Annotated in this window: 11 protein-coding genes and 1 tRNA gene; 8 read left to right on the forward strand and 4 right to left on the reverse strand. The window is 32.1% G+C overall.

The window, feature by feature from the left end; translation table 11 throughout:
- Window positions 1–562: 562 nt before the first annotated feature.
- Together A1OE_RS00060 and A1OE_RS00065 are read right to left on the reverse strand one after the other, a co-directional pair.
- On the reverse strand, window positions 563–1,765 hold the full coding sequence (locus A1OE_RS00060) for a UbiH/UbiF/VisC/COQ6 family ubiquinone biosynthesis hydroxylase (protein ID WP_015087730.1): 1,203 nt from the start codon (window positions 1,763–1,765) through the stop codon (window positions 563–565).
- A 311-nt stretch (window positions 1,766–2,076) separates the two neighbouring features.
- Window positions 2,077–2,292 (reverse strand): Trm112 family protein, encoded by a 216-nt coding sequence (locus A1OE_RS00065; protein ID WP_044283158.1) that lies wholly within the window; start codon window positions 2,290–2,292, stop codon window positions 2,077–2,079.
- Window positions 2,293–2,930: 638 nt separating this feature from the next.
- On the opposite strand from A1OE_RS00065, the gene murJ reads away from it, so the two are divergent.
- The 8 genes from murJ (at window position 2,931) to A1OE_RS00105 (ending at window position 15,554) form a co-directional block, all read left to right on the forward strand.
- Window positions 2,931–4,478, forward strand: a complete 1,548-nt coding sequence (gene murJ, locus A1OE_RS00070; RefSeq protein WP_015087731.1) for a murein biosynthesis integral membrane protein MurJ — start codon at window positions 2,931–2,933, stop codon at window positions 4,476–4,478.
- Window positions 4,479–5,482: 1,004 nt separating this feature from the next.
- Entirely contained in the window at window positions 5,483–6,487 is a 1,005-nt protein-coding gene (trpS, locus tag A1OE_RS00075; protein ID WP_015087732.1) for a tryptophan--tRNA ligase, read from the forward strand.
- A gap of 1,531 nt (window positions 6,488–8,018) precedes the next feature.
- The gene (locus A1OE_RS00080; protein WP_015087735.1) at window positions 8,019–9,011 is read left to right on the forward strand and encodes an SPFH domain-containing protein; all 993 of its coding nucleotides are present in this window, start codon (window positions 8,019–8,021) and stop codon (window positions 9,009–9,011) included.
- A gap of 18 nt (window positions 9,012–9,029) precedes the next feature.
- Window positions 9,030–9,509: an NfeD family protein gene (locus tag A1OE_RS00085; RefSeq protein ID WP_044283159.1), complete on the forward strand. Its 480-nt coding sequence runs from the start codon at window positions 9,030–9,032 to the stop codon at window positions 9,507–9,509.
- 1,587 nt (window positions 9,510–11,096) lie between these two features.
- The gene (gene hemH / locus A1OE_RS00090) at window positions 11,097–12,155 is read left to right on the forward strand and encodes a ferrochelatase (RefSeq protein ID WP_015087737.1); all 1,059 of its coding nucleotides are present in this window, start codon (window positions 11,097–11,099) and stop codon (window positions 12,153–12,155) included.
- A 1,211-nt stretch (window positions 12,156–13,366) separates the two neighbouring features.
- Window positions 13,367–13,966, forward strand: a complete 600-nt coding sequence (gene hisB / locus A1OE_RS00095; protein WP_015087739.1) for an imidazoleglycerol-phosphate dehydratase HisB — start codon at window positions 13,367–13,369, stop codon at window positions 13,964–13,966.
- Window positions 13,967–13,973: 7 nt separating this feature from the next.
- Window positions 13,974–14,633, forward strand: coding sequence for an imidazole glycerol phosphate synthase subunit HisH (hisH, locus tag A1OE_RS00100; RefSeq protein ID WP_015087740.1), 660 nt, complete (start codon window positions 13,974–13,976; stop codon window positions 14,631–14,633).
- Window positions 14,634–15,463: 830 nt separating this feature from the next.
- Window positions 15,464–15,554: transfer RNA gene (locus A1OE_RS00105), tRNA-Ser, on the forward strand.
- A 396-nt stretch (window positions 15,555–15,950) separates the two neighbouring features.
- Here A1OE_RS00105 and ychF read toward each other — a convergent pair.
- Window positions 15,951–17,054: a redox-regulated ATPase YchF gene (gene ychF / locus A1OE_RS00110; RefSeq protein ID WP_015087741.1), complete on the reverse strand. Its 1,104-nt coding sequence runs from the start codon at window positions 17,052–17,054 to the stop codon at window positions 15,951–15,953.
- Window positions 17,055–17,105: 51 nt separating this feature from the next.
- Window positions 17,106–17,717, reverse strand: a complete 612-nt coding sequence (pth, locus tag A1OE_RS00115) for an aminoacyl-tRNA hydrolase (protein WP_044283160.1) — start codon at window positions 17,715–17,717, stop codon at window positions 17,106–17,108.
- Window positions 17,718–17,801: the final 84 nt, after the last annotated feature.

The following is a 17,801-nucleotide window of genomic DNA, read 5'->3' on the forward strand; positions in this document are numbered from 1 at the left end:
TTACTTATGATAATTTTGCTTTAGATTATTTGATAATATAAAGTTGTAACCTTCTCTAAAGAGATTGTAATATATTTTATTGTTAGATAATTAATTATTTTATTACTTTGAACCTCGATGAGATAAAAACTAGCTAGCAAAATGCATCAAGTAAATATTGATAATGATAAAATAGTTAAGTAAATAATCCAAATCAATCGTATTTTACAAGTTAGGTAATAATTTTCATAGCTAAATTGCATTTATTTATTGTATTTTTATATTAGTTACTAGCATTTTCAATGCTTCTCTTTTAGAGAAGATAACATGAATTGTTTTGTATTTGGAATATATGAACTCGATTAATAATAAAATTTGGGATTATATGTGTTTAGAATCTTTACAATCTTGCTAAAATTACAAGAATGACAACCGTTAGTTATATAAGGTTATTTATAATGCATCGTTAAAAATTGTTTTAATAAATTTAATTTTAATCTAGATTTTTTCTGACAATTGATTCGGCAATTATAATGACAGGTGTTTTATAGCATTTCTGTTTTAAATATTGTGTAATATATTTTTATATTGTCTTTCCATTTAACAGCTTGGGCAGGATACCAAGCATCCCCATGGCATGTAACATAGTAATATTTTTTAGTGGTTTAATATTATTCATGGCGAACAATCCAAAACAACGAATTGTTTTTAATGTAATAAAATCATTAGAGAATAGCCGGGTTAGCATATCAGTAGCAGCTCCCATAGTCATAATGTCGAATCTTCGCTGACGCTGATATTTTTTCAGAACTGGAGTACTGCCAATGTCTAATCCTAGCCTTCCTGCATCCACAATTAGCTCTGCGAGCACAGCAATATCTCGTACACTTATGTTAAAGCCTTGGCCTGCTATAGGATGTAAACAATGAAATGAATCACCAATCAGCGCTACTCTCTTGGAAATTCCTGACTGCGCTACAGTTATTGCTAAACGATATACTGCCCTTGGTCCTATTGACTTTAGGATACCTCTGGAATCACCAAATCGTTCTTTTAGTGCTGTAGAAAAAAATTCGTCATCTAGATTAGCAATTCTTTTGGCTACGGCAGTTCGCTCAGACCAAACCATAGCAGAGTGATTTTCTTGTAATGGCAGTAAGGCTAGAGGACCACCTGGAAGGAAGCGCTCATGTGCTAAATTATGATGTCTTTTTGAATGTTGAATGGTATCAACGATGGCGCTCTGGTGATAATCTAGAGTGGTATGCTGGATATCAGCTAGAGTTCTTATGCGGGAATCACGTCCATCGGCAGCAATTACAAGTTTGGATACAATCACTTTTCCATCATCAAGAGTCAGTAAAGCTTGTTCTTTTCTGATCTCTAAAGCTATAACTGATCGGTTGTCAATAAAACTAACAAAATCTGAGTATTTTTCTAATTGACTTAATAAAGATTTTTTTAGGGCATTATTATTAATAATATGCCCCATTGGTTCTTGGCCGATAGTTCGGGAATCGTAATGTAGAATGCTCTCCGAGCCAGCTTCAGAAACCAATATATCATGTATAGGATAAGCGTTATCAGCGATCTTTTGCCATACGCCCAGTACAGTGAATAAGCGTCGTGAGGATAAGGATATAGCTGTGGTACGTATATCGTTTTTTTTTGCTACGGCTGCATGTGGACTAATTTTGTCGACTAGAAGACTAGGTAATCCGGCTTTAGCTAAGGCTAAAGCTAATGTTAGTCCAGACAAACCAGCTCCAACAATAGTTACATCCATAGCTGCTTAATCCGTTCTGATTGAATACCAAATCATAGTTTTTATTATAAAATATTAATTTTATAAAATTAAAACAATAGCTAAATGTTGTTCCGATTTTAACTTAACTAGTAAGTAATTTAGCCCTCTAAATACACTTTATTATGTATTTTTGATATTAATAACGACATAATATTAGCATACAAGCAATTTATTTGTGATATTAGTCAGTTAATATCCTCAATGTATATTATATTTTTTAATACAATTCATAGCAAATTAGTACCTGATTATTTTTTTGATAGTAGCAGATCATCTTCGTAGTTTTTATATCACACAATATTTCTTGCATCTTCTACTAACATGATCGGAATACCATTCCGAATTGGAAAAGCAAGTCCTGCATGTTCGCTGATAAGTTCTTGCTTTACTTTATCATATACTAAAGCTTGCTTTGTGACGGGGCATACAAGAATTTTTAATAGCCTATGATCAAGTTCTATGGTATCGTATTGTTTGACTAATACTGGAACATCGGAGTTGTTCATAAATGTTGCCCCTTAACAATATACGCCAAATAATGTTAAACTTAGATAAGAACAACCATCGCTGAGAAATGTTGATAGATATCAACTAGTGCAATAATTTAAAGTTTAATACAATGATCGTTTTTTTATTGGCCATTACTTAATCTAAAAAATAATTTTAAAAATATTTCAGTGAGCTGCTTTTTAGCTTATATTATCTTTGGTTGCTTTCAAGTAGATTGCTATACAATTACAGTTATTCTTGGTGCAATAAGAACACAAATTTTATTTTAAGTAGACTTATGCCCAACTGTATTCTTGCTGTTCATCAAAGCGATTAATAGCAAAGTATATTTATCTTGTCAAATATCGCTTCATAATATTAATAAAAACAAATCTTTCCGATGTTATGAGATACTTTTCTAAGTTTAATTAACTAAAGGTATTTTAGAATACTAAAAATCATCTTTTTATTTAACACAATCAGTGCGATGTAAAAGTTTTTAATTAACTTGAATTGCCCCAAATCTAATTTTTACGCCTAACTTCAGCATATTTAACGAGTTAAGTATAAATGGTTTTATTAAAAAGATACAATTATCTTTATTTTAATATTTTAGGAAAATCATATCGTTGATCATCATATTAATCAATTGGTTATGAATTTTGTACGCACTATTGCCGCCGTTGGCGGCTATACCATGATAAGTAGAGCAACAGGTTTTTTGCGCGACATGCTGATAGCTTCGATTGGAGGTGCTGGGCCGACTGCGGATGCATTTTTTGTAGCTTTTCAAATTCCAAATTTTTTTCGTCGCTTGACAGGTGAAGGTGCGTTAACAGTTGCTTTTGTTCCAATGTTTGCAGAAATGATTGAGTCTCGAAACAACTATTTAGCTATTACCTTTGCAGGTCAAGTGCAATCTATATTGCTACTATTTCTGCTAATTTTGTTAGCCTTAGCTGAGTTTGCCACGCCTAATTTAATCATGTTATTCGCTCCTGGTTTTATTGGAGATGATAATCGCTGCAGCATTGCCATTGAATTAACTAAAATCATTTTTCCTTATTTAGTACTGATTTCACTTGTGGCGTTGTGGGGTGGTATGCTGAACAGTATAGGCAAATTTTCGGCGATGGCAGCAGCACCTATACTGTTAAATTTAATTATGATAGCTTCCCTGCTAATCACTCCTGGAATTTTAGAAACTCCAAGCCACGCATTGGCTTGGTCTGTTACTGTTGCTGGTATTGTCCAAGCATTTTTTTTAGCTGTAGCCTGTCATCAAGAAGGCATATTACCCCCATTGGTTTTTCCACACTTGACGCCTGAAGTAAAGCGATTACTAGTATTAATTAGCCCAGCTGCTCTTGGAGCTGGTGTAATTCAATTAAACGCTTTTATTGGCATCTGGTTAGCTTCATTGCTACCAACTGGATCTATTTCCTACATCTATTATGCTGATCGAATTATTCAACTGCCATTGGGTGTTGTTGGTGTAGCGATTGGTACCGCTATATTGCCTATGCTGGCTCGCCAAATACGTGCTAAGGAAGCTGAAACAGCCTTGCTAACCCAACATAAAGCTATGGAAATTGGATTATTTTTGACTGTTCCTATTGCTATACTTTTCTACTTGCTCGCTGATCCACTAATAGCTTTGCTATTTCAACGTGGTGCTTTTTCAGTTATAGATAGCGAAAAAACTGCTAGCATTCTTGCTACTTATGCAGCTGGTTTACCTGCTTTCGTCCTAATCAAAATACTGCAGCCAGGTTTTTTTGCTCGTCAAGACACATCTACTCCTGTTAAGATTGCAATTGTGATTGTGATTGTTAATGTTTTTTGTAGCATTATGTTTTTACCTATATTTGATCAAATCAGCATTGCTGTTGCGAGTGTAATATCTTCCTGGCTAAACGCGGTTATGCTCGCTACCCTGCTTTATAGACGTAGACATATTATGATAGATAAGCGCTTGTTTATTATGACGCTGAAAATATTTCTATCAGCCACAGCGATGGCTTCTGGAGTTAGTTTTTTGATGAATAAAATTAATCATTGGCTTATTGGCGATAAGTTTGAGCAAGCTATAGCTGTTCTCTGTTTATCTGTATGCGGTACCGTACTATACATTATCGCTTGCTTAATGATGAAAATAATCTATCTAAGAAATTATGCCATCGTGTGGCGCAATTACAGATAATTTTTAGTTTTATTAATGATCGTTAAAAATTCTCTTTAAACTTTAAAATAAGTGAAGTCTCAGTGGTTAATTTTGGTTCATCTTGAGAATAGAATGTTAACTAGGTATTTTCTCTTCGGCTATGGGGTTACTTTTTATCCAGTAATCAGCTAACATAGCTACTAAACCACATGGGTGAATTTTCAGCTCAGTATAGTTTTAGTTGCTTTACCTGACATCCATAACTAAAATGTTGCTTTTATAGCTGTTATTATTTGTAATAAAAGTAGGTAATTTATTATTTAGTGTAATAAAATGTAAACTTACATTGGATAAGTTAGGTAAAGCTAATTATGCCCTAGACTAAAATTGTTTAATTGACTATCAAAGTTATTTTGCTTGACTGTTGTATTAGTTTTTAAAAAAAACATTATTGTAAATAGTGTTTTTTAGTATTTATATTCTAAACGTTCTGTATTACCTAGTGTCTATTGCTTTTTCTATTAAAATTTAAATAGATGTTTTTGCTTTCTTTATTATAGAGCATGGTTTAGGATTTTATCTGTTTGTTTTTTTTATAAGTGATTTTAGTAGTTATTTCCTAGCTAAAAATGCTATCGGGTAATAGATAATTTTAGTATGCCTTAGACAGTTTTATTTAGTTTCGTAAAGCCAACCTACACTTTATGGAGCTGTAGATTGAAGATATAGTATCTTTCTTTTTATGATTATAGGCTTCTTCATTAGAAGAGGGGAAATAAAGTTTGATAAGAAGTAATATATTAATGTCAAAATGCCTTAAATACTTAATTAACTAGTATAAAATCTGATAGATTTTAAGTTTTAGGCACAGGTTTTATTAGATTAACTGCAGCTTTTCTTTTTTTATTGTTGTACTGTAGATATATCTTTTCAAAATAGTAAATTTAAATATTAGCATATTGTGACAATTTAATTGTCGATGATTCTCAAATGTATTTATTGAATAATATAATTGAATATTAGCACCTAGTCCTTTTTGATTTATGAAACGTATATTCTCTGGTATTCAGCCGACTGGCAATGTAACTTTGGGCAATTATCTCGGAGCTATTAAGAACTGGGTGGCACTACAAAATGAAGCATCATGCGACTGTATTTTTTGTGTAGTTGATCAGCATGCAATTACCGTTCAAAAGAATATAGGTGCGTTAAAACGATCAACCCAGGAGACAGCAGCTTGCTTGATATCAGCTGGTATCGACCCAGTGAATAGCATATTGTTCAACCAGTCACAAGTTGAAGAACATATGAAACTTGCTTGGGTTCTTGGATGCTTGACGAGGGTTGGTTGGTTGAATCGCATGATTCAGTTCAAAGATAAGGCTAATCAAGATAAGGATAATGCAAGCGCTGGTTTGTGGTGGTATCCAGTTATGATGGCCGCTGATATTTTGGCCTATAAAGGCACACATGTGCCAGTCGGCGATGATCAGAAACAGCATATAGAGCTTGCCAGAGATATAGCTCGTTCCTATAACTTTGCGTTCGGCGTTGAGTTTTTTCCTTTACCGCAAGCACAAATTTTAAGTAAATCATTTCGTATAATGAGCTTGTGTGATGGAAAAAAGAAAATGAGCAAATCAGATTCCTCTGATATGTCACGCATTAACATAACTGATAATGCTGATACTATTGCTCATAAAATTAAAAAGGCTAAGACTGATTCATATTCTTTGCCAAGCGAAACAGGTGGTTTAGTTGGAAGAGCTGAAGCGCAAAACTTGATTACTATCTATGCTGCTTTATCAAACAAAAGTGTAGAGGTAGCTTTATTAGAATATGGTGGCTGTGGTTTTGGCCGACTTAAGCGAGACCTAGCTGAATTAGCAATAGAGGTAATAAGGCCAATACGCATGGAGGTACATAGGCTTATGTCCGATATTAAGTATATCGATAATGTGCTTAAAAAAGGTAGTGCACGGGCTAGCGCACTTTCCAAGCCAATTGTTAAGGAAGTTTATGATACTATTGGTTTCTTATCTACATAAACCTTATCTATTTAACTTAGATTATATCAACGTATATTGATCATTTTTATAGATGATTACTAAATTGGTTAGATAAGTTAAGTGAACTATAAATCTGAGTAAAGCTTGGTTTATTTTTGCTAGTTATTGTTAAATAAGCTGTTTTATGATAGCAGAGCTTGCAAGCGCTATTTCTATTTCAGATTACAATTAAATGTTTTATCAAAAAAGCAATGTATATTGATCTGTCGAACAAAATCTTAGCATGCTGAGTGATCTAAACTTGTATCGTCTTGTTGAATATTACATCAGATAGTCGATGGCGGTCGTGCAAGTGTGGTTTTGCGCTTGGAACATAGGAAAATTATAAATAAATCTAGAATATTACAGCACAGTGATCAACTGTGATAAAGTATGGTCTTTAACTAATCTATAGCTTTGCTTATATCTATATTCTGCTATAGTTTATTCGTGATTTAATTATTCGGATTAGTATTAGATAAAATTTATTTTATATTATTTACTTAGCTTTATATTGAATCGATTTAATCTATTCATTTGATACTTAAATATCATAGGCATTTGTTATGCAAATTAAGCTTTGCTTGCTTAATGTTTATATATTCAATATAATCTTTAATCTATATGAATTTTATTCAATTGGCGTTTAATAAAACGCTATCGTTTGTAAAAAAATTACAGTTTTTTTTTAAAAAATTCTTTAATTATGCTTTGTTATACGAGCGTAAGCAAAAAACCACTTCTAGGATTCTATCTTAAAAGAATAACATGTTGTATATTTACCTATTAAACTAAATGAAAAAGCAATTATTGCTAATATCCATGAATATTAGTTATTTTTACTTTTATTGATTGAATAACAAACATGTATTTTTATCTAGTTAAATTCTTAGTCTAAAAATTTATATGCTATATCATAATTTCTTTCATTAATCAGATAAGTGAGAGTTTGCTTGTATGGTGAGTAATTTAAAAAACTATTAATAGTAGTTTGATAAAATTTTTACAAATGAAAGCTAGAATAAAATCACTTATATGTTAGCAATAAAACATTAACTTATCGCAGTTAATAGCTGTAGCTTAATGCTGTGTATATTTTAAATACGTACATTATTATTGATACTTTATAATGAGTGAGTTGCTATTTCAATGGTTTGAAATAATTCAAATTTATCTTAATAAAATGCTTTGATGTTATGAAACAGATAGTTTGATTTATTTAATAAAATCTTTGCTTAAAAAGAATGTTTAAATAGTTAATAATGTAGATAACATCTAAATTAAATTAGCATTTATATAAGATTTATTATTTATTTAATACTTTTTTATTATTGGATAAACAGCATAATGGCCGATGCGTTAATTTTTTAAAAAATTTATATTTATATTAATGATGATTATAAACATAGCTTAGTTACCGTTTAACGGAGTTTATGATATTTGTAATTCATAGTTTTTGCTTTGGCCAGTAAAACGGATTATTGACTTATTAAAATTAGCTTATGTATGAGTTAGGTATGCGAGGTTTTTTATGAACTATATGTTAAATCTCCTCTCCGGAGGAGAGATTACAATTATCTTTTTTGCAATCGTTCTCATCATCTTAGTCATTAAAGGGATTAGAACTGTACCACAAGGTGAGCAGTGGACAGTGGAGAGGTTTGGTCGGTACGTATATACTTTAGAACCAGGGTTGAGCTTAATCAATCCATTATTTAGTCGAATCGGTAATAAAGTTAATATGATGGAAAATGTACTTGATATTCCTGAACAGGATGTTATTACTCAAGACAACGCACCTTGTCGGGTTGATGCTATTGTGTTTTATCAAGTAATAGAGGCACGTAGGGCGGTTTATGAGGTTAGGCATTTAAAATCGGCTTTGGTAAATTTAGCTCTAACTAACATCCGATCGGTGCTTGGAAGCACTGATCTTGATATAGCTCTATCTTCGCGCGATGAGATGAATAATCATATCTTGAAGGTGATGGACGCGGCTACTGATCCTTGGGGTACAAAAATCACACGCGTAGAAATTAAAGATATTACTCCACCTAAGGATTTGCTAGATGCAATGGCTAGCCAAATGAAAGCAGAACGTGGGAAAAGAGCACAGATCTTAGATGCGGAGGGCTATAGAGCTGCTGCTATTCAGCGTGCTGAGGGTAAAAAGCAGTCTGACATTCTAAATGCTGAAGGTGAGCTAGTTGCTGCTCAGAGACAAGCAGAAGCCAGAGAGCGATTAGCTAGAGCTGAAGCCGATGCTACTAAGTTTTTGGCTGAAGCAATTGGCTCGACTGGCAATAATGCTGTAAAATATTTTGTCGCTCAGAAATATATTGAGGCTTTATCGGATTTTGCCAAATCACCAAATCAAAAAACTATCTTTATTCCAATGGAGATGTCTTCAATCATTGGCTCTATTGGCGGAATTAAGGAATTGCTAAATACGGTTTCGGCTGGAGCTGAATTATCATCTCCTCCTCCTAACATCCAACAAACTCCACCCAAAATGAGTAGTTAATCTTTGGAGTATGTATCCTTGAGGATAAATCCAGAAGCTTGGCATTGGACTGCCTTAGGCTTATTATTAATGGCTTTGGAAATTGTGCTACCGGGTAGTTTACTTTTATGGTTTGGTTTTTCAGGTGTCGTACTAGGTTTTTTCCTCCTCTTAATTGATGTGACTTTTTCTTACCAAATTGCGCTATTTAGCTTATTTGCTTTGCTTTCTTATTGGCCAATAAGGTTTTTTACTACTGATCACCAACAGTCTAATGATTGGGCCGCGGCTGCAGATCTTAATCAACGTGCCTATTCCCTCATTGGCCATCGTGTGAGTGTAAGTGAGGCAGTGATTAATGGTTTTGGTGCCGCCAAAGTAAGTGATTTACGTTGGCAAATTGCTTGTGAAGAGAATCTTGAAGTTGGATCATTAGTTGAGGTGGTCTCAGTGATTGGTATAACTTTGCAGGTGCGTCGGACTTCTTCTATAATTGATGAAGCTTCCTTCACTCGATAAATTTATGTTTGTGAACAGGGGAAAATTTTAATTTTTTGTTTTTATACATTAGGTCGATTTATTTACTAGGACTTTGTTGATGTGAATTAGCTTATTAATTCCTATTAATCATAGATCTTTAGTTATTTTTTATTTATACAACTTATCCAGCACTGTTAAATAATAGGTAAGTATATTTACTCATTTTACCCTTTTATTTCTATCTTTTGATAGAAGTATTTAAATGTTTTATTTGCGTGTTTTAATTTGTGAGTATCTGACGATATCAGGGTATATGTAAAAAATTCTTTGGCTATTCATTATTCGATGAGCCGTTTATTAAAATTAATTGGTAGGTTTTTTTTATATTACAGCCAAGACTTTTAGGAATCTTTTAAAGTAACATTAATGAAGATGTTACTTTTCATATATAAACGTATTATTGATTATAAATATTGTAATATTATCTCCGGATTCGTTTATAAAAAACAAGATTATTTTAGCATTCGCTGCATATATTGAGCAATATATGGTAAACTGTGGACATTAGAATGAATTAGCTAGTGATTATAAATGATAATTCAATCAATAATTTTTTATTTATAGAAATGATTTGGCTGTTTAGCAAAATTTTTTATTTTTTTACTTTATTAATTGCTATTAACAAAGCTTAAGGATAGGCGCGCTTTATTGATTATTTTCAAGAAATAATGTTATATCTAATGCCTCTATAGTAGATGATTGTATGAAATGCAACATTATTAATATAATAAAATAAACTAATTATCTATAAGATATAAAATGTTATATATGATAACTTAATTATGATTTAATCAATAATTTGTAGTATATTGAAGGTTAGAATATTATTTTTGATTTAATGATATCTAATGGTGAATTATATGTTGATTAATTTAATCTTAAGTAATAAAAAAACTTATTAGCTTAATACATTTAAGTTTTAATTATCCTATATTAATACCCTTACACAGCATTGCGGAATAATATCAAATTAGGCTTTTTATTTTTTTTTAGAATTAGGAAATTCAACTAAACTAATTAGTGAAGTTACTCACATCACTAATTTCTAGAATTGATCTTACTTAATAAGATATAAAATAATATTAAACTATTAATATCAATATTAGTATTAGAATGTCACATTTTTTACTCTATATATGTGAATTTTTATTGCCTATATCTGATCCTCAGATCAATTTTATTTTTGCTTATCTAATTTGACTGGTTTCCAAATATAAGACTTGATGAAAAAATATCTTTCATACAAACTTTAGTAAATAATTTATCTTACAACCCCGCGTTTATTTTTTCAACATATAAACTTGTTCTACTAATGCTCAATTAAGATACAATCGTAGATTATCTATCTAATACCAGTTTGTAATTATTAGCGGAGAACAGGATGAGACGATACCTATTGAGATTTACTTTGCCTTACGGCTTATAGATGTTTGGTATAAAATAAGAATCGCTGCATCTTATAAATCTAGGCTTTATATATTGTCGGAAATAGTCGACATTATTTAATTTTTTATAAAAATCAACAATTTATAATGCTGTTGCTCACTTATTTAAGAAATAAGAACAATGATTTATCGCACTGTTTGTCCGACTTCTGATGTACCTAATCATCCTACTCTCAAAATAGGTCTTATCGGGGTTCTATTGGTTAACCTTGGCACTCCAGATTCAACTGATATCCCCGATGTGCGGCGTTATCTAGCTCAGTTTTTGTCAGATCGTCGTGTGATTGAATTTAATCCGATTTTATGGAAGCTGATTTTGCATTGTTTTATTCTTCGCACAAGACCACAGAAAACGTCTAAAGCTTACCGCGCTATTTGGATGAAGGAAAGCAAAGAATCTCCTTTACGCCATTATACTCGCGAAGAGGCAGTTAAGTTAAAACAAAGACTTGATCCGACAGAAACAACATTAATTGTTGATTGGGCTATGCGTTATGGAAGACCTTCTATCGGGGATCGTATGCGTGCGTTGCAGAAAGAAGGCTGTGATCGAATGTTGATTGTACCGCTTTATCCGCAGTATGCTGCTTCCACAACTGGAACAGTTATTGATGAAGTTGCTCGTGAGTTGCTAACCATGCGATGGCAACCAGCAATTCGTATTCATCCTGCTTTTTATGACGATCCAGCTTATATCGAAGCAGTTGCTACTTGTGTTGAAAAACATTTATCCACTTTAAAATGGCAACCTGAGGTAATTTTAGCTTCATTTCATGGATTACCTAAAAGGTATCTGCTATCTGGTGATCCGTATCATTGCCATTGTTTAAAGACTGCACGCTTGTTGCGAGAGCGCTTAAGATTAAACACAAATACATTCCGTCTGGCATTTCAGTCCAGGTTTGGCAAAGAAGAATGGCTACAACCTTATACCGATGAGGTTATTGCTGCTTTATCGCAAAATGATGGATTTAAACGTCTTGTCGTAGTGATGCCAGGTTTTATCGCTGATTGTGTAGAGACTTTAGAGGAGATTGGTATGCAGGGCTGTGAAACTTTTAAAAAAGCTGGCGGCACTCATTTTTCTATTGTTCCTTGTGTTAACTATAGTGACGCTGCAATCAATATGTTAGAAACTCTCATTATTAATGAATTATGCGGCTGGTGGAGTAAATGTTAAGTATCGATCATATAATTTATAATAAAGTTAAAATTTATAGTTGTTTGGCTTATTCAATTAATAGAAATCCAATAAAATGCTCATTAAGCCACTGTTAATGAATAATATTGAAGTATTAATAATAGCGATTGTAACTTTTTAAGCAGACAATTTTGGATTATAATCTTGTTTGTGTTTTGAATAAATTAATGTTTAATTATGCAGTAGATACGTTATATTTCCCTAGGAAAACTGCTAGTCTACTGACTAATTATTTTTATTGATATAAGAAAATAATTGTATAAATAATATAATTATTTTATGAGCTATATAGTGTATGTGTATTCAAATTTTGCTACTATGGTAGGTAATAACATGACTTGTTAGTTTTGATATTCGTATTTTTAATGTTTACTGCAAAAATAGTTATACTAATGAAATGTTTTTTTATTCTAGTTAAAACTAATAGATATTTTGTCATTAAAGACTTAAAGATTGCTCATTAGTAGGCATTAGGAATTTTAAGTAAAAAAACCTAATGACGTATAACATAATCTAGTTTTTATGTGTAAAAACTAATTTTAATGTATACCAATTTTAAAAAAAATGACGTGTATTTTACTCGATACTTAAGTATATTATTAAAATATGGCGTACTAATATAATAAGAAAAATAATAGATTTGAAATTACTTTCTGAACAGTGAATAATTAAAATTGCTTAAGAGATACCAATTTATACCATTATCCAATTGCTATGAGTGTTATTTTTATGTGCTAAATTTATTTTATCCTTATTTAAGATATAAAGATTATCCTTGTCATTCACCATGTAGCACTGATTATTAGGCGCTATATATCGTTAAAGATTATAACAAATCTCTCTTAAGAAGGGTAAATTATTATACAATTTTTCCAATAAGCATACAATATTATTAATGTATCCTACTAGGGAGAAACATTAGGAGTTATTAACTAATATTTTAAAAAATTATTTAAACATTAATATAAAAGTTTTAGTTTAGCTTTAGATATCCTTGTGGCCTTAATTATTATTAAGCTACTGTTATTATTATTTTGATTGCGTGTTACGAAGCACAATCTCCTTATCTTAATTATTACTAAATGTTAAATTTATCTGTTAAGCTTGTTTTTTTAAAACAAGCTTTCTAATTAGCTTATAATAGCTATTATTGTCTTTGTTTTTATTGTTTCAATTATTAATGATCTTCAATGGCAAGAACTGCTCAAGTTAAACGTATTACTAATGAAACGAGTATTTTTGTATCTGTAAATTTAGAAGGTTCTGGGTCTTATGATGTTTCAACAGGCATTGGATTACTTGATCATATGCTAGAACAGCTATCTTGCCATTCTTTGATTGATTTGATTGTTAATGGATATGGTGATTTACATGTTGATGATCATCATACGATTGAGGATTCTGGCTATGCAATTGGTTCTGCTGTTGCTCAAGCACTTGGTGAACGACACGGTATTACACGTTATGGTTATTGCGTATTACCAATGGACGATGCGCTCACTCGTGTGGCTATCGATTTATCAGGTAGACCTTTCTTATCTTGGAGTGTTAGGTTCCCAACACAAAAAATTGGTGCTTTAGATACCGAAATGTTTAAAGAGTGGTTTCGAGCGTTTACACAAAATGTTGGCGCTAGTCTACACATAGATAATCTTAAAGGCGAAAATAGCCATCATATAATGGAAACTTGTTTTAAAGGTCTTGCTTACGCCATACGTGCTGCTGTAGAAATTGATTTACGTAAGTCTAATTCTGTGCCATCGACCAAGGGTAGTTTACAGATAGGTTAAAGGATTAATGAACACTATTGCTATTATTGATTATGGTGCTGGTAATTTACGTTCAGTAGCGAAAGCTTTTGAACGATCTTCTCGAGATTATGGCATATTAGTTAATATTAAAGTGACTAGTGATATTGGGATCATCGCTAAAGCTGATCGCATTGTTTTTCCTGGTGTGGGAGCTTTTCCGGACTGTCGGTCCTGGGTTGATCGAGTGCATGGATTGTATGATGTCTTGGAGAGGAGAGTAATTCACGATTCAATACCATTTCTTGGTATTTGTGTAGGCATGCAACTGATGGCTAAAGTTGGATTTGAACATATGACTACTAAGGGGTTTTCATGGATCGACGGGGAAGTACACCGGATAATTCCGAAAGATAAAGAAAAAAGGCAAATTTACAAAGTACCGCTTATAGGCTGGAGTATGCTTAAATTTTGCACTAACTATCATCCAGTACTATTAGGTTTACAAGATGGAGACCATGTATATTTTCTCAACTCTTATGCTATACGCGTTCACGATACCGATCAGCAGCTTGCAATTACTGATTATGGTGGTTCGATATGCGCAATAGTTGGTCGAAACAACATGATCGGTACGCAGTTTCATCCGGAAAAAAGCCAGGCAATTGGCTTGCGTCTTATCTATAACTTTATCAAATGGTCACCGTAAAATAACTTACTGTACTCCAAAATATTTTAATTAATATATTAATTTGCTATATTGGTAACTCGTGAAGGTATGCTTTACATGAAATTCACATGAAAAATTGTAACAGTAATTTTAATTAATGCTAGTAGCATATTTAGAGTATATTAATAAAAATATGTTTTGTATTAGGGTAAAAATTTATTTTTAACTATGATTGCCTAACAGATTTTGATCCCAATTGATATTATATGGTTATAGTTTAACTTTGCCTTGTAAGCTGTAAACCTTTAAGCAATCATTTTTTTATGCAAGATAAAAAAGATACATATTCTTGTTTTAGAGTAATAAAAGAATAGGGATTTTCTGATTACCTATTGATTTATTATTATTAAATTTTTAGTAGATTACTGGCTAATCATTATGCTTTTATAAATCAATTTATTCTTGTACTTTTGTTATTTTAGTGTTCTTATATTAAGAAGTAGTATCGATTATGCTGCAATTTATGGGTTATCTAAGAAAAAATTAGAAAACGGATAAAGGATTTTTATGTACGTGATTTATTCTTAATAAGTAAAAATTTTTTTGCTTTTGTTACACGTATTTTTAGTTTTTTTAACTAACTTGTAATGAAAAATTTATGCTATAAATGTGAGTAGCATTGCTTTCTTAGATTCAAATGTTAATTTGAAATTAAATTACATCTGCAGTCTACGTAAACTAATAAATAATATTAATAATTATTAAGTAATAAAATTTAGCAAAATTGTTTTTCTAGAAGATATTTAATTTATATTAAATATACCTGACAAGCATATTAATATGCTTGTCAGGTATATTCCGCCCTCGGCGGAGGGGTGGCCGAGAGGCTGAAGGCGACGGTTTGCTAAACCGTTTTAGGGTTAACTCCTAACGTGGGTTCGAATCCCATCCCCTCCGCCATTTTTTTATAGCAGTTCGTATATTAATAAATTTTTTGGTTTGATTTTGGGATTTTTATAAGTTTAACATAAGCCAATAATAGTAAATTAGATTTATTATTACGGTAAAAAAATCAAATAATTAATAAAGAATAGAAACAATGTAATATAATTACTTACAGTAAAAATATTATAACAGTAGGTGATTAATAAAAGTTTATCTTATCGATAACAATTGATTCGTACGTCAGTGAGTATTTTAGTGCAGCATATTATGTCGCTTAAGAAATTGTTCTTGATTTATTTTAAATAACTAAAAGCTATTTTCTCAATCTCAAGATTAAAAAATATGAAGAAAATATTTTATACTATTACTTTATATTTTTTCTCTGTTCTTTTTAGTAAAGAATTATGTTATTCATATATTAAAACGAAAATAAAATATATCACCTTCTTGTACAATATATTCAGCACCTTCGATTCGCATTTTTCCTGCTTCTTTAGCTGCTTGTTCTCCACCTGCCTCTGCGAAGTCAGCGAAAGATATGGTTTCTGCACGGATAAAACCACGCTGGAAATCGCTATGAATTTTGCCAGCTGCTTCTACTACCTTAGTACCGTGGCGTAAAGTCCACGCGCGTGTTTCTTTAGATCCAACTGTAAAGAATGTCAGTAAATTTAACAGTTTGTAGCAACTGCTAATTAGCTTAGTTAGACGAAATTCATCAAGATTTAAACTATATAAAAATTCTTTTTTTTCCTCTGCATTAGAAATTTGTGCGATCTCCGCTTCAATAGCAGCCGAAATTACGAGAGTCTTAGCATCTTCATCTGCAGCCTTATCTGCCACCCTGGCGGATAGTAGATTACCAGATACAGCATTCTCTTCTTCCACATTACATAAGTAAAGCATTGGCTTAGCAGTAAGGAGCTGCAATTGTTTTAGCAGGATGGTTTCTTCACTGGTTAATGTGGGAAGCATTATCCTAACGGGTTTACCTTCACGGATGAAACTAAGTATTTTTTTCATAAGTGCCATCATGTGAATACTATTCTTATCTTGTCTTCGGATAGTAGAATCAAGTATCGAAATGCGTTTTTCCAAGTTGTTTAGATCGGCTAATATTAGCTCAGTATCCACTGTTTCTGCATCCCGAATAGGATCAACGGATCCATCAACATGAGTAATTTGACCTTCAAAGCATCTAAGCACGTGAATAATCGCGTTAGTATCACGAATATTGGCAAGAAACTGATTGCCAAGACCTTCACCGCGGAAAGCACCTTTGACTAGGCCAGCTATATCGATAAATTCAATTCTGGTGGGTAAAATTTTAGAAGAATTAGCGATCTTAGCTAAGATATCCAAACGCGGATCAGTCATAGCTATGCTAGCTGTGTTAGGTTTGATCGTACAGAATGGATAATTTGCTACTTCTGCGTTAGCAGTAGCGGTTAGCGCATTAAAAAGTGTTGATTTACCCACATTTGGTAATCCAATTATGCCGCAGCTAAATCCCATCGTTTTATGCTCAATTTATTGACTCAAATGTCTTTTTTTTTGGATTAATCACTAACTTACTGTAAGTCTAAGATCAGATAGATTCAGTAGTCGAGGAAATACTGCATTGGAAACTTTACTCATAAAGTTAATGTCTTCGTCATGTATAAGCATCTCTAGTTCATTAGCCACGGTATCAATAAGAGTAGTTAACCAAGCATTTTTTTCTGCTTTGGAAAAGTTTGACAGCACATAATTGTTAACTTTGCTCTTATCACCAGGGTGGCCAATACCAAGCCGAATTCGGCGATAGTTGTTTTTGATGTGCCGATTGATATTATTTATACCGTTATGGCCGCCGCTACTACCTCCGCGTTTTAGTCGTATTTTGCCCGGGGATAAATCTAATTCGTCATAAAAAACTGAAATGTTCTCTGAAGGTAATTTAAATAACCTAACTGCTTCACCAACCGAGCAACCACTCCGATTCATAAATGTCATTGGTTTTAAAATTATTATCTGTTCACCAGCAATTATACCTTCACTGGTAATACTTTTGCAATGAGTTTTCCATGAACCAAAATTATAGCGATCGAGAATCTTGTCAATTACCATAAAGCCAATGTTATGGCGATTGTATTTGAATTGTAAACCAGGATTGCCTAAACCTACAAATAGTTTCATTATTAATACCATATTATAAATATATAGCAAATGATGCGATAAACTAAATATTTTTGTCGATCATTGATGATTACGCCATACATC

This window comes from Candidatus Endolissoclinum faulkneri L2, assembly GCF_000319385.1.
GTDB classification, from domain to species: domain Bacteria; phylum Pseudomonadota; class Alphaproteobacteria; order Thalassobaculales; family Thalassobaculaceae; genus Thalassobaculum; species Thalassobaculum faulkneri.

Excerpts from the sequence above, each read along its gene's own strand:
- A1OE_RS00060 (WP_015087730.1), bottom strand. The coding sequence starts at position 1,765 with ATGGATGTAACTATTGTTGGAGCTGGTTTGTCTGGACTAACATTAGCT.
- A1OE_RS00065 (WP_044283158.1), bottom strand. The coding sequence starts at position 2,292 with ATGAACAACTCCGATGTTCCAGTATTAGTCAAACAATACGATACCATA.
- murJ (WP_015087731.1), top strand. The coding sequence starts at position 2,931 with ATGAATTTTGTACGCACTATTGCCGCCGTTGGCGGCTATACCATGATA.
- trpS (WP_015087732.1), top strand. The coding sequence starts at position 5,483 with ATGAAACGTATATTCTCTGGTATTCAGCCGACTGGCAATGTAACTTTG.
- A1OE_RS00080 (WP_015087735.1), top strand. The coding sequence starts at position 8,019 with ATGAACTATATGTTAAATCTCCTCTCCGGAGGAGAGATTACAATTATC.
- hemH (WP_015087737.1), top strand. The coding sequence starts at position 11,097 with ATGATTTATCGCACTGTTTGTCCGACTTCTGATGTACCTAATCATCCT.
- hisB (WP_015087739.1), top strand. The coding sequence starts at position 13,367 with ATGGCAAGAACTGCTCAAGTTAAACGTATTACTAATGAAACGAGTATT.
- hisH (WP_015087740.1), top strand. The coding sequence starts at position 13,974 with ATGAACACTATTGCTATTATTGATTATGGTGCTGGTAATTTACGTTCA.
- ychF (WP_015087741.1), bottom strand. The coding sequence starts at position 17,054 with ATGGGATTTAGCTGCGGCATAATTGGATTACCAAATGTGGGTAAATCA.
- pth (WP_044283160.1), bottom strand. The coding sequence starts at position 17,717 with ATGAAACTATTTGTAGGTTTAGGCAATCCTGGTTTACAATTCAAATAC.